Genomic DNA, 12,355 nt, shown 5'->3' on the forward strand with positions numbered 1-12,355 from the left:
GCACAGCGGCGCGTCATCCACGGGGTCGCCGGTACGCAGCATCGCGCATCTCCCGCGCTCATAGCGTGGGCGGGTGACATCGGACGACCCTGCGGAGCGGCCTGCGCCGCCGCGGCGGCGCCTCGGTCTGGGCGCCGCTGTCGTGGCGGTGCTCGTCGTCCTGGCCGTCACGGTCGGGATCGGAGTGCTGCGCGGCGCGACGACCCCCGTCGAGGCTGTGACGGTCGACATCGGGTCCGCGGGGCCTTCGAACCCCGGGCTCCAGGTGCACGTGGCCGGCGCGGTGGCGGCACCCGGGCTGTACGTGCTCCGCGCCGACGCGCGAGTCGTCGACGCCGTCGCCGCGGCGGGCGGGTTCCTGGACGGAGCGGCGCGGGATGCCGTCAATCTCGCGCGACCGCTGAGCGACGGCGAGCAGCTGCTCGTGCCCGCCGCCGGCGAGTCGCCGTCCGCAGGGCCGCCCGCGGTCGCCGACGGACGCGTGAACCTCAACACCGCCGATGCCGCGGTGCTCGACACGCTGCCTCGCATCGGTCCCGCCCTCGCGCAGCGCATCATCGACTGGCGCGACGAGAACGGCCGCTTCACGAGCGTCGAGGATCTCCTCGCCGTCCCCGGCATCGGCGACAAGATGCTCGACTTTCTGCGTGAGCTCGTGACGATCTGATGTTCCGGCGCGGCCTGCACCTCGTGCCCGTCGTCGCGGCGGGATGGGCGACGGCGTACGCCGCGATCCAGATTCCGGATGCTGCGCCCGGCCTCGCCGTCGGCGGCTGGGCCATCGCACTGTGCGCGCTGGCGGCGACGGCGGTGGTGCGTCGTCGCCGCGCGCCCGTTCTGCGAGCGATCGTCGTCCTGACGCTCGCGGCCGCGGCCAGCGGGGCCGCGGCATCCCACGTCGCCTACGCGCAGCCGGCGCGCGTGCAGGCGACGTCCCTCGGCCTCGACGGTGGGCGCGCGATAGACGCGAAGGCGACCGTCGTCGGCAAGATCGAGCGGCGCGCGGACGGTTCCGTCGGGTTCGATGCGGTCGCGTCGCAGATCACGACCGGATCGCACACGACACCCGTCCGGGTCGAGGTCTCGGTCGTCGTCGACCCGGCAGGTGTCGAGGGGTCTCCGGGCGCGCTCGATGTCGGGTCGACGGTCGTGGTCCGCGGGACCGCTGAACCGGGGTGGCCGGGCGACCGCGCCGTGCTCATGCTGCGGGCATCGCGCGGCGTCACGGTCGTCTCGCCGCCCGACGGCGCGCTGGCGATCACGGCGGGTCTGCGACAGGGGCTCGTGGCCGCCGTCGCGGGTCTTCCCGGACCGGGTGCGGGTCTCGTGCCGGGGCTCGCGGTGGGCGACACCTCGGCCGTCGAGCCCGCGCTGGATGCCGCGATGAAGCGCTCGTCGCTGTCTCACCTCACGGCGGTCTCGGGCGCCAACTGCGCGCTGGTCGTCGGACTCGCGTTCGCGGGTGCCGCTGCCCTCGGGGCCGGTCGGCGTCTGCGTGTCGTCGTCGGGCTCGCCGCGCTCGCGGGGTTCGTGCTGCTCGTGACCCCGGAGCCGAGCGTCGTGCGGGCGGGCGCGATGGCCGCGATCGCTATGATCGGGCTCCTGCTCGGCCGCACCGGTATCGGCGTCGCGGTGCTCTCGCTCGCGATCGTGGTTCTCCTGATCACCGACCCGTGGCTCGCAGGATCGCTCGGCTTCGCGCTCTCGGCCGCGGCGACGGCATCCCTCCTCCTCTTCGCGCGTCCGCTCGCAACGGGGCTCGAGCGGTGGCTTCCGCGTTCGCTGGCGCTGGGGCTGTCGATACCGCTCGCCGCCCAGCTCGCGTGCGGGCCGCTGCTCGTGCTCATCGAGCCGTCCGTCCCGCTGTACGGCGTCGTCGCGAACCTGCTCGCGGCGCCCGCGGCTCCGGTCGCGACCGTCGTGGGGCTCGCGGCGTGCCTCGCGTCGCCGATCCCGCTGCTGCAGGCGGGCCTGGCCGGGATCGCCTGGATCCCGGCATCCTGGATCGCCGTGACGGCGACCACCGTGACGCACCTGCCCGGCGACCTCGTGCCCTGGACCCCGGGCTGGCCGGGATTCGCGCTGCTCGCCGTCGTCGGTCTCGCGATCGGTCTGGTGGTCGCCGTCCCACGACGACGGGCGAGGACGCGGGTCGTCGCGGGACTCGTCGTGGCCCTCACGATCGGTGTCGTCGGTGGCGGGGCCGCGCTGGCCGGCGTCGCGGGGCGCCTGACGATCCCCGGCGACTGGAGCGTCATCGCGTGCGACGTCGGGCAGGGGGATGCCGTGCTCCTGCGCTCTGCGGGCGCCGTCGCGCTCGTCGACACGGGGCCCGAGGCAGGGCCGCTGCGCGCGTGCCTCGACCGCGTCGGAGTGGACCGCATCCAGCTGCTCGTCCTGACGCACTTCGACCTCGACCACGTCGGCGGGCTCGACGCCGTCCGGGGCCGGGTCGACGTCGTGCTGCACGGACCCACCGCGTCGCCGAGCGATGCGCAGCTGCTCGCCGCGCTCTCGGCAGGCGGCGCACGCATGGTTTCGGCAGAGGAGGGGATGCAGGGCGCGCTCGGCGCGGCGCAGTGGCGCGTGCTGTGGCCGCGCGCGCAGAGCCGGGCGTTCCCGAGCGGCAACGACGCGAGCGTCGTCCTCGACGTCCGAGGCGGCGGCGTCCCGACGACACTGCTCCTCGGCGATCTCTCGGCGTCGCCGCAAGCGGTGCTGACGGCATCCCTCGTCCCGCCGTACGCACTCGTCAAGGTGGCTCACCACGGGAGCGCGGATCAGGATGCCGGGTTGTACGCGGCCGCGTCCCCGGCGATCGCGCTCGTCACGGTCGGCGCGGACAACGACTACGGGCATCCGCGCGGCGAGATCCTCGACGTGCTCACGGCGGTCGGCGCCCGGATCGCACGAACGGACGTCGACGGTCTCGTCGCGATCTCGACCGCACCCGAGGGGATGACGCTCTGGAGGGAGCATGGCCGGCCCGTCGGTGCCGCTCGGTAGGCTGAGAGCATGGCATCGGCAGCGCGACGACCCGCTCGAGGATCGTCCGGGGGTTCGGCCCGCACGGTCATCCCGCAGCTGTCATGGCGTGATCCGCAGCCCGCGCCCGTGGTTCTCGTCTCGGGTCCGGAAGAGGTCTGCGCGGAGCGCGCGATCGCCGGCCTGCGCGACTACCTGCGGGCCGAGGACGCGAGTCTCGAGGTGTCCGACATCCGCGCGGATGACTACGCCGCCGGCACGCTCCTGGCCGTCACCTCGCCGTCGCTCTTCGGCGAGCCGCGGCTCGTGCGCGTCTCGGGCGTCGAGAAGTGCTCCGATGCGTTCCTGACCGAGGCGCTGGCATATCTCGAGAATCCGCAGGACGGCGCGACGGTCGTGCTTCGGCACACCGGCGCGACCGTGCGCGGCAAGAAGCTGCTCGACGCGGTCCGGGCCGGCACGGGCGGCGGGGTCGAGGTGCCGTGCGCGGCGATCAAGCGCGACTCCGACAAGTTCGACTTCGCCGCGGGGGAGTTCCGCGCAGCGCAGAAGCGCATCGCCCCGACCGCCTTGCGCGCGCTCGTCTCGGCGTTCTCCGACGACGTGACCGAGCTCGCGGCCGCGTGCCAGCAGCTCATCGCCGACGTGCCGGGCGATGTGACCGATCAGGTCGTCGAACGGTACTACGGCGGGCGGGTCGAGACGTCGGCCTTCACCGTCGCCGACACCGCGATCGCGGGTCGCTACGGCGATGCGCTCATCGCGCTGCGGCATGCGCTCGCATCGGGCACCGACCCGGTCCCGCTCGTGGCGGCGATCGCGATGAAGCTGCGCACGATGGCGCGGGTCGCGGGCAGCCGCGAGTCCCGCACCGCCCTCGCTGCGCGCCTCGGACTCAAGGATTGGCAGGTCGACATCGCGCGCCGCGATCTCTCGGGCTGGAACGAGACATCGCTGGGCATGGCGATCCAGGCGGCGGCGCAGGCCGACGTCGACGTCAAGGGCGGCTCCCGCGACGCGGTCTTCGCGCTCGAGCGTCTCATCACCGTCATCGCGACGCGCGCGCCCTACGGCGCCTGACCCGCGGACGGGCACGGCGCCCTGTCTCGTTGAGGACCCACGCGTCCGATCCTCGCGACAGACGAAAGACGTCCGACCTCGCACCCTGACGAAAATCGGTCAACCGCGCCAAGTTCGGACTCGGCGCGCGGAATTCTCCGAAGTTCGCGCGGTTGACCGAAGTTCGTCAGCCGCTCCACGACGAAAGCGGAAGCCCGCCCCCTCGGAAGGGACGGGCTTCAGCGGAAAGCGATGCGGCTCAGAGAGCGGCGACCTGCTTCGCGATGGCCGACTTGCGGTTCGCAGCCTGGTTCTCGTGGATGACGCCCTTGCTCACGGCCTTGTCGAGCTTCTTCGTCGCGGTCGCGAGCGCCTTCTCGGCAGCGGCCTTGTCGCCGGCGGCGACGGCCTCGCGGGTGCGGCGGATCTCGGTCTTGAGCTGGCTCTTGACGGCCTTGTTGCGCTCGTGCGCCTTCTCGTTGGTCTTGTTGCGCTTGATCTGCGACTTGATGTTGGCCACGGTGAATGGTCCTTCGTAATGAGTTGGATGTGGGATGTGTCGCGTTACGGGTAGAGGGGCCGCTCGCGACGTCGTGTGGAGGTGGGACCCCACACGCAAGCCAAACACCGAGTCTATCAGCTACCTGCAGTCGCCCGAGAATCGAGCGTCGCGATCGCGAGGTCGAGCAGCGCGTTGAACACGCGCGGACGCATCGCCGTCACGAGGTGCGACGTGCGCGGCACGACGATCAGCTCGGCGTGCTGCGCGACCTTCACGAACAGCCGCTCGTTGACCCGCAACTGGTCGTATTGGCCGTTGACGAACCACAGCGGCTCGTCGATCCGGCGCAGCGCCGCGAGCAGATCGAGCACCGAGAGGCTCTTGAGCGCGGCATCCTGCGTATCGAAGGCGTAGCCGCCCGCGCCGAAGTCGGACCGCGTCTCGGGAGGGAGCGTCGCGTCCAGCACGCGATTCGTGAGCCACATCCCGCGGTCGGGCAGGGCGTCGAACCGGCGCGCGAGCGCGCGGTAGGTCGCGAGCCCGAGTCCTCGCGGAATGGCGGTGCAGGATGCCGCGATGAAACCCGCGACGGGCGGCGGATCAGGCGCGCCGACGTAGTCGATGCAGACGAGGCCGCCCATCGAATGACCGGCGAGCAGCACGGGTCCTCGGGCCGCGGCATCCCGCACCGCCGCGTCTATCGTCGCCAACGCGCCGTCGAGGGTGAACTCCTCCTGCATCCGCGAACCGTGGCCGGGCAGATCGACCGCGGTCACGCCGTGGCCGCGCGCCTCGAGATGCGCGACCTGTGCGCGCCACATCGTCGCGGATGTGCGGATGCCGTGCACGAGCACGACCTGCACGACCATGCCCTCCAACCTACCGACGCCGAGGAAGCGTTGCCTGCGGCCTGGCCAAGTAGACTCGAGAGGATATGTCACCGCGCGCCCTGAAGCCTCTCGAGCCGTCGGCCACCCCGCCCGAGCTGATCCGCAACTTCTGCATCATCGCCCACATCGACCACGGCAAGTCGACGTTGGCCGACCGCATGCTCCAGATCACGGGCGTCGTGAGCGACCGCGACATGCGCGCGCAGTACCTCGACCGCATGGACATCGAGCGCGAGCGCGGCATCACGATCAAGTCGCAGGCCGTGCGCATGCCGTGGGCGACGGATGCCGGCACCTTCGCGCTCAACATGATCGACACCCCCGGGCACGTCGACTTCACCTACGAGGTATCGCGCTCGCTGGCAGCCTGCGAGGGGGCGATCCTGCTGGTGGACGCCGCGCAGGGCATCGAGGCGCAGACTCTCGCGAACCTCTATCTAGCGCTCGAGAACGACCTGCACATCATCCCGGTTCTCAACAAGATCGACCTGCCCGCGGCCGACCCCGAGCGCTTCGCCAAGGAGCTCGCGAACCTCATCGGCGGCGATCCCGACGACGTGCTCCGCGTGAGCGGCAAGACGGGCGCCGGGGTCGAGGAGCTGCTGGAGCGGATCGTCGAGCAGATCCCCGCTCCGAAGGGCGACGCGGACGCTCCGGCCCGCGCCATGATCTTCGACTCGGTGTACGACGCGTACCGCGGCGTCGTGACGTACGTCCGAATGGTCGACGGCAAGCTCGAGCCGCGCGAGCGCATCCAGATGATGTCCACCAAGGCGACCCACGAGCTGCTCGAGATCGGTGTCTCGAGCCCCGAGCCCGTTCCCACGAAGGGACTCGGGGTGGGCGAGGTGGGCTATCTCATCACCGGTGTGAAGGACGTGCGCCAGTCCAAGGTCGGCGACACCATCACGAACGCGCGCAAGCCGGCATCCGACGCTCTCGCGGGCTACACCGATCCCAAGCCGATGGTCTTCTCGGGCGTCTATCCGATCGACGGCAGCGATTTCAGCGTGCTGCGCGAGGCGCTCGACAAGCTGAAGCTGTCGGATGCCTCGCTGCAGTACGAGCCCGAGACCTCCGTCGCCCTCGGGTTCGGCTTCCGCTGCGGGTTCCTGGGCCTGTTGCACCTCGAGATCATCACGGAGCGACTGGCCCGTGAGTTCGATCTCGACCTCATCACGACGGCGCCCTCGGTCATCTACGAGGTGCTGACCGACACGGGGCAGCAGATCACCGTCACCAACCCGAGCGAGTACCCCGACGGCCGCGTCGCGAGTGTGACCGAGCCCATGGTGAAGGCGGCGATCCTGCTGCCGAAGGACTACGTCGGCACGGTCATGGAACTCTGCCAGGGCCGCCGCGGACAGCTTCTGGGCATGGAGTACTTCAGCGAAGAGCGCGTGGAGCTGCGCTACAACATGCCGCTCGGTGAGATCGTCTTCGACTTCTTCGACCAGTTGAAGTCGCGCACGCAGGGCTACGCGAGCCTCGACTACGAGCCCAGCGGGCACCAGGAGGCCGACCTCGTGAAGGTCGACATCCTCCTGCAGGGCGACAAGGTGGATGCCTTCAGCTCGATCGTCCACCGCGACAAGGCGTACGCGTACGGGCAGATGATGACCGAGCGTCTGCGCAAGCTCATCCCTCGCCAGCAGTTCGAGGTGCCCATCCAGGCCGCGATCGGTGCGCGGATCATCGCGCGCGAGTCGATCCGCGCGATGCGCAAGGACGTCCTCGCCAAGTGCTACGGCGGTGACATCACGCGTAAGCGCAAGCTGCTCGAGAAGCAGAAGGAGGGCAAGAAGCGCATGAAGATGGTCGGTCGCGTCGAAGTCCCTCAAGAAGCGTTCATCGCGGCGCTCTCGGGCGACGTCGAGACCAAGAAGTAGGCTGGACGCCATGCGGCGTGGAACCTTCCGGGACGGCACGGTCGACTACGCCGCCGTCGGCGCGACGCAGGCGCCCGATCTGATGCAGTACCCGCCGGAGCGCAGCGCGCCGGCCGAGGAGTCGTGGCGAATCGGCAGTGGCGAGGCCCGTTTCGCGGGGGCGGGCGAGGCGCTGCTGTCGTGGGCCGCGCAGCGGGGTGCGGGTCTCACGCTGAAGGACGTGCGTCCGGCATCCGGCCCCATGTACTCGGGCGTGAGCTTCGACGCCGAAGGCAACCCCACAGCCCCCAGTCGCACCGAGGCCGACCAGCGATTCGACGCGGACGGCACGCCGTTCGTCGCGGGCGGCACGACGATCCGTGTCGAAGGACGCGTCAGCGGACTGAACGCGGGCGGTGAGCTGCGCGTGATCTTCGCCATCGAAGAACCGCGCCGCATCGGCTTCGCGCTCGGAACGATGGGCGGCTCGGTCGTCAGCGGCGAGGAGTCCTTCGTGCTCGACTGGCACGAGAACGACGAAGTGTGGTTCACCGTGCGCGCCTTCGACGCGCCGGTCGCGATGATGTACCGGATGCTGCCGGCACTCGTGCGGCGTCGCCGCCGCGAACTGTTCACGCGGTACCTGCGCGCGATCTCGCCGCTGTACACGACACCGGCGTAGCGGATGGGTTCCGCACTGCCGATCGGCGAGGCCGTCCCGGCCGACGGCTCGCTGCCCGCGGGCACCGAGATCGACCCCGGGACCGATTTCGGCGTCTACCTGCACGTGCCGTTCTGCCGTGTGCGGTGCGGCTACTGCGACTTCAACACGTACACGTCGTCCGAGCTCCGCGGCGCGCGCCAGGACGAGTACGCCGACACTCTGCTGCGCGAAGTCGCCCTGGCCGGAGGCGTGCTGGGCGGCCTCGCGCCACTGCGGCCCGCCAGCACGGTGTTCTTCGGCGGCGGGACGCCGACGCTCCTCCCTCCCGGTGATCTCGCGCGCATGCTCGACGGCGTGCGCGACACGTTCGGGCTCGTGCCGGGCGCGGAGATCACGGTCGAGGCCAACCCCGACACGGTGACGGATGCGGTTGCGGCGGAGCTCGCGGCATCCGGAGTCACGCGCCTGTCCATCGGCATGCAGTCGGCCGTCCCGCATGTGCTCGCCGCACTCGACCGCACGCACGCCCCCGAGAACGTCGCCACCGCCGTGGCGGCGGCCCGCACGGCCGGGCTCGACGTCAGCGTCGACCTCATCTACGGCGCGCCGGGGGAGTCGCTGGATGACTGGCGCGCGTCGCTCGAACAGGCGATCGCGCTGGACTCCGACCACGTGAGCGCCTACGCCCTCATCATCGAGGACGGCACGAAGCTCGCGCGGCAGATCCGCCGGGGTGATGTGCCCGCGCCCGACGACGACCTGCAGGCGGACATGTACGAGCTCGCCGACGACCTGCTCGGCGCGGCGGGTCTCGACTGGTACGAGGTCTCGAACTGGTCGCGCGGCGAGGAGCACCGCTCGCGCCACAATCTCGCGTATTGGACCGGCACCGACTGGTGGGGTTTCGGGCCGGGCGCGCACAGCCACATCGCGGGCACGCGATTCTGGAACGTCAAACACCCTGCGGCGTATGCGCAGCGACTTGCGGCGGGTGAGACACCGGCGGCGGCGCGTGAGATTCCGGATGCCGCGGCCCGCGCGCTCGAGAGCGTGCTGCTGCGTACGCGCATCCGCGAGGGGCTTCCCGTCGCCGAACTGCTCGGCGAGGGGCGGCACGCCGTTGCGGCGCTCATCGCCGACGGGCTCGTCGAAGGCGGTGCGGCCGTGCGCGGGCGCATCGTCCTGACGCGCCGGGGGCGGCTGCTGGCGGATGCCGTCGTGCGCGCGCTCACGGAGTGAATCCGGATCCCGGGGGTCGGCATCGGATAGAATTGGCACTCCGGTCCGACGAGTGCCAGAGGCGGGTGACATGGTCAGCGAACGAGGTCTGCAGGTGCTGCGGGCGATCGTGCAGGACTACGTCGACACGCGCGAGCCCGTCGGCAGCAAGACGATCGTCGAACGACACGCGTTCGGCGTCTCGGCCGCGACGATCCGCAACGACATGGCGCTGCTCGAAGACGAGGAGCTCATCGCGGCTCCGCACACGTCGTCGGGCCGCGTCCCGACCGACAAGGGCTACCGCGTCTTCGTCGACCATCTCGCCGAGCTCCGCCCGCTGAGCGTCGCGCAGCGTTCGGCGATCTCCTCGTTCCTCGACGGCCCCGGCGACCTCGACGACACGCTCGTGCGCACCGTCCGCGCGCTGACCCAGCTCACGGGTCAGGTCGCGATCGTGCAGTACCCCTCGTTCGCCCGGGCGAACGTCACGCACGTCGAGCTCGTGCAGCTCGGCGGCGGACGCATGCTCGTCATCGTCGTGACCGACACCGGCCGGGTCTCGCAGCGCATGACGTGGGTGGGCGCCGAGTTCGACGACGCCGACCTCGCGCGCATGCGTGCGGCACTCGCGGCTCTCCTCGTCGGGCGCTCGGTGCGCGACGGCCTGCAGCGGATCGCCGACCACCTCGCGACCGTCGAAGCGACGGCGTCGACGGATGCCGCGACCGCCGCGATCGTGCGGGTGATCGCCGAGGAGCTCGAGGAATTCCGTCAGGATCGGCTCGTCATGGCGGGCACGGCGAACCTCGCGCGCAGCGAGGCCGACTTCCGTGGCAGCATCTACCCGCTCCTCGAGGCGATCGAGGAGCAGGTGACGCTGCTGCGGCTCATGAGTGAGATGGCGAGCGACGAGCAAGGCCTCGCCGCGAGCATCGGGCGCGAGAACGAGCAGTTCGGGCTGGCCGAGGCATCCATCGTCGCCAGCGAGTACGACGCGACGGGCGCTCGCGCACGCGTGGGCGTGATGGGGCCCATGCGGATGGACTACGCGACGAACCTCGGGGCCGTGCGCGCCGTCGCACGGTACCTCACACGACTGCTCGACGAAGACGACGCGGGCCGCGTACGAGGCGTGCAGGACGACGCGAGCCCGGCGCAGGATGAGGCGGGTCGCTCGCGCGGCACGCAGGATGAGGCTGCGCGCTGACGCGGCCGACGAGACGGAGCGGGGCGCCTCGGCGCCCCGGAGGGATGACGGTCATCGCGAAGGCGATGACGGCAGAGGAAGATCCCCGTGCAGGGTACGGGCGGAAAGGCGATTGTGGCTGACCACTACGAGGTCCTCGGGGTCTCGCGCGACGCGAGCGTCGACGAGATCAAGAAGGCGTACCGGCGGCTGGCGCGGGAGCTCCACCCCGACGTGAACCCGGGCGAAGAGGCATCGGAGCGCTTCAAAGAGGTCACGCACGCGTACGACGTGCTGAGCGACCCGAAACAGCGCGAGCGCTACGACCTCGGCGATTCGCCCTTCGGTGGCGGGGGAGCAGCCGGCGGCTTCGGCGGGTTCGGCGACATCTTCGAGACGTTCTTCGGGGCGGCCGGCGGCGGCCGCGGAGGCAGGCCGCGATCGCGGCGCGAGCGCGGGCAGGACGCCCTCGTGCGCGTCACCCTCGATCTCGGCGACGTGGTCTTCGGAGTGCACCGCGACCTCGAGGTCGACACGGCTGTCCTGTGCGAGACCTGTCAGGGCTCCTGCTGCCAGCCCGGGACCTCTCCCGTCACCTGCGAGATCTGCCACGGCTCGGGTCAGATCCAGCGCCAGGTGCGGAGCCTGCTCGGCAACGTCATGACGAACGTCCCGTGCAACGTGTGCCAGGGCTACGGCACGACGATCCCCTATCCGTGTGCGACGTGCCAGGGCCAGGGGCGCGTCCGTGCGCGCCGCACCGTCTCGCTCGACATGCCCGCGGGCGTCGAGACGGGCCTGCGGCTCCAGATGCCCGGTTCGGGGGAGGTGGGTCCCGGCGGCGGCGCCAACGGCGACCTCTACATCGAGGTGAACGTCAATCCGCATCCGATCTTCAGCCGCGACGGCGACGACCTGCTCGCGACGATCGACGTGTCGATGCCCGACGCGATCCTGGGCACGACGACGACGATCGAGTCCCTCGACGGCCCCGTCGAGCTCGAACTGCGCCCGGGTGTGCAGGCCGGCGACATCCTCACGATCAAGGGTCGCGGCATCACGCCGCTGCGCGGTTCGCAGCGCGGAGACCTCAAGGTCGGCGTGCACGTCGTGACGCCCACGCGCCTCGACGGCAAGGAGCGCGCGATGATCGAGGAGTTCGCGAAGCGCACGAAGGCCCCCGAGCCCAAGCTCGCGGAGTTCCACCAGGGGCTCTTCTCGAAGCTGCGCGACAGATTCCGCAACGGTTGACGCGTGGCGCTGCACTTCCTCCTCGATGAGCCGGTCGCAGCCGGTGTGGGCGACGACGTCATCCTGACCGGCGCCGAGGCCCACCACGCCGCGACCGTGCGCCGCGTCCGCGTCGGCGAGGAGGTCACGATCGGCGACGGTCGTGGGGCTTGGCTCACCGGAGAGTGCGTCGCGGTCGCACCGCGCGAGGTGGTCGTGCGGGTGACCTCTCGGGAGGACACCCCCGCACCGTCGCCGCGGCTCGTCCTCGTGCAGGCGCTGGCGAAGGGCGACCGCGACGAGCTCGCGGTGCAGGCGGCGACCGAACTCGGCGTCGACGAGATCGTGCCCTGGCAGGCGGCGCGGAGCGTCTCGCGCTGGGATGCCGCGAAGGCGGCGAAGGGCCGGGCGCGCTGGGAGTCGATCGTGCGCGAGGCCGCGAAGCAGGCGCACCGCGCCTGGGTGCCCCAGGTCTCAGGCCTGGCGACCACGAAGGACCTCGTCGCGCGGGCCGCGGCATCCACTGTCCTCGTTCTCGAGCCCACCGCGCCGCTTCCGCTTTCAAGGGTCGCGCTCGAGGGTGATGTCGTGCTCGTCGTGGGGCCCGAAGGGGGCATCGCGCCGGAGGAGCTCGCCGCACTCGATGCCGCCGCAGCCACGCTCGTGCGCCTCGGCGACACCGTCCTGCGCACCTCGACGGCCGGCCCCGCCGCGCTCTCGGTGGTCTCGGTCGCGCTCGGCCGCTGGTGA

At 71.2% G+C, this 12,355-nt stretch carries 11 protein-coding genes; 9 read left to right on the forward strand and 2 right to left on the reverse strand.

Translation table 11 applies throughout. The features are described from left to right. The first annotated feature begins 73 nt into the window (after positions 1-73). Genes MA876_RS12515 through holA form a run of 3 tightly spaced genes read left to right on the forward strand, consistent with a single transcriptional unit; the run spans position 74 to position 4,065 of the window. Positions 74-667, forward strand: coding sequence for a ComEA family DNA-binding protein (locus MA876_RS12515; RefSeq protein WP_248149576.1), 594 nt, complete (start codon positions 74-76; stop codon positions 665-667). After that, positions 667-3,006, forward strand: a complete 2,340-nt coding sequence (locus tag MA876_RS12520; RefSeq protein ID WP_248149580.1) for a ComEC/Rec2 family competence protein — start codon at positions 667-669, stop codon at positions 3,004-3,006. The genes MA876_RS12515 and MA876_RS12520 overlap by 1 nt, the downstream gene beginning before the upstream one ends. A 9-nt stretch (positions 3,007-3,015) precedes the next feature. Continuing rightward, positions 3,016-4,065 carry a DNA polymerase III subunit delta gene (holA, locus tag MA876_RS12525; protein ID WP_248149584.1) on the forward strand — a complete coding sequence of 350 codons (1,050 nt, stop codon included), beginning with the start codon at positions 3,016-3,018 and terminating at the stop codon, positions 4,063-4,065. A 238-nt stretch (positions 4,066-4,303) separates the two neighbouring features. Here holA and rpsT read toward each other — a convergent pair whose 3' ends face one another. Further along, complete coding sequence (gene rpsT, locus MA876_RS12530) at positions 4,304-4,564, reverse strand: 30S ribosomal protein S20 (protein WP_248149587.1); 261 nt, start codon at positions 4,562-4,564, stop codon at positions 4,304-4,306. Positions 4,565-4,680: 116 nt separating this feature from the next. Further along, positions 4,681-5,415, reverse strand: a complete 735-nt coding sequence (locus tag MA876_RS12535) for an alpha/beta fold hydrolase (RefSeq protein WP_248149590.1) — start codon at positions 5,413-5,415, stop codon at positions 4,681-4,683. A gap of 65 nt (positions 5,416-5,480) precedes the next feature. Here MA876_RS12535 and lepA point away from each other — a divergent pair, with 65 nt between their 5' ends. The 6 genes from lepA to MA876_RS12565 all read left to right on the forward strand — a co-directional run bounded on the left by lepA (position 5,481) and on the right by MA876_RS12565 (position 12,355). Continuing rightward, a complete protein-coding gene (gene lepA / locus MA876_RS12540; RefSeq protein WP_248149603.1) occupies positions 5,481-7,325 on the forward strand; it encodes a translation elongation factor 4 in 1,845 nt (614 codons plus the stop codon). 10 nt (positions 7,326-7,335) lie between these two features. Next, positions 7,336-7,986, forward strand: coding sequence for a DUF1990 domain-containing protein (locus MA876_RS12545; protein WP_248149606.1), 651 nt, complete (start codon positions 7,336-7,338; stop codon positions 7,984-7,986). Positions 7,987-7,989: 3 nt separating this feature from the next. Next, positions 7,990-9,207 carry a radical SAM family heme chaperone HemW gene (hemW, locus tag MA876_RS12550; RefSeq protein ID WP_248149609.1) on the forward strand — a complete coding sequence of 406 codons (1,218 nt, stop codon included), beginning with the start codon at positions 7,990-7,992 and terminating at the stop codon, positions 9,205-9,207. A 70-nt stretch (positions 9,208-9,277) separates the two neighbouring features. Further along, positions 9,278-10,396, forward strand: a complete 1,119-nt coding sequence (gene hrcA, locus MA876_RS12555) for a heat-inducible transcriptional repressor HrcA (RefSeq protein WP_248149613.1) — start codon at positions 9,278-9,280, stop codon at positions 10,394-10,396. Positions 10,397-10,510: 114 nt separating this feature from the next. Continuing rightward, positions 10,511-11,626, forward strand: a complete 1,116-nt coding sequence (dnaJ, locus tag MA876_RS12560) for a molecular chaperone DnaJ (RefSeq protein ID WP_248149616.1) — start codon at positions 10,511-10,513, stop codon at positions 11,624-11,626. A gap of 3 nt (positions 11,627-11,629) precedes the next feature. Further along, positions 11,630-12,355, forward strand: a complete 726-nt coding sequence (locus MA876_RS12565) for a 16S rRNA (uracil(1498)-N(3))-methyltransferase (RefSeq protein WP_248149619.1) — start codon at positions 11,630-11,632, stop codon at positions 12,353-12,355.

It is taken from the genome of Microbacterium aoyamense, from assembly GCF_023155855.1.
Lineage (GTDB): Bacteria > Actinomycetota > Actinomycetes > Actinomycetales > Microbacteriaceae > Microbacterium > Microbacterium aoyamense.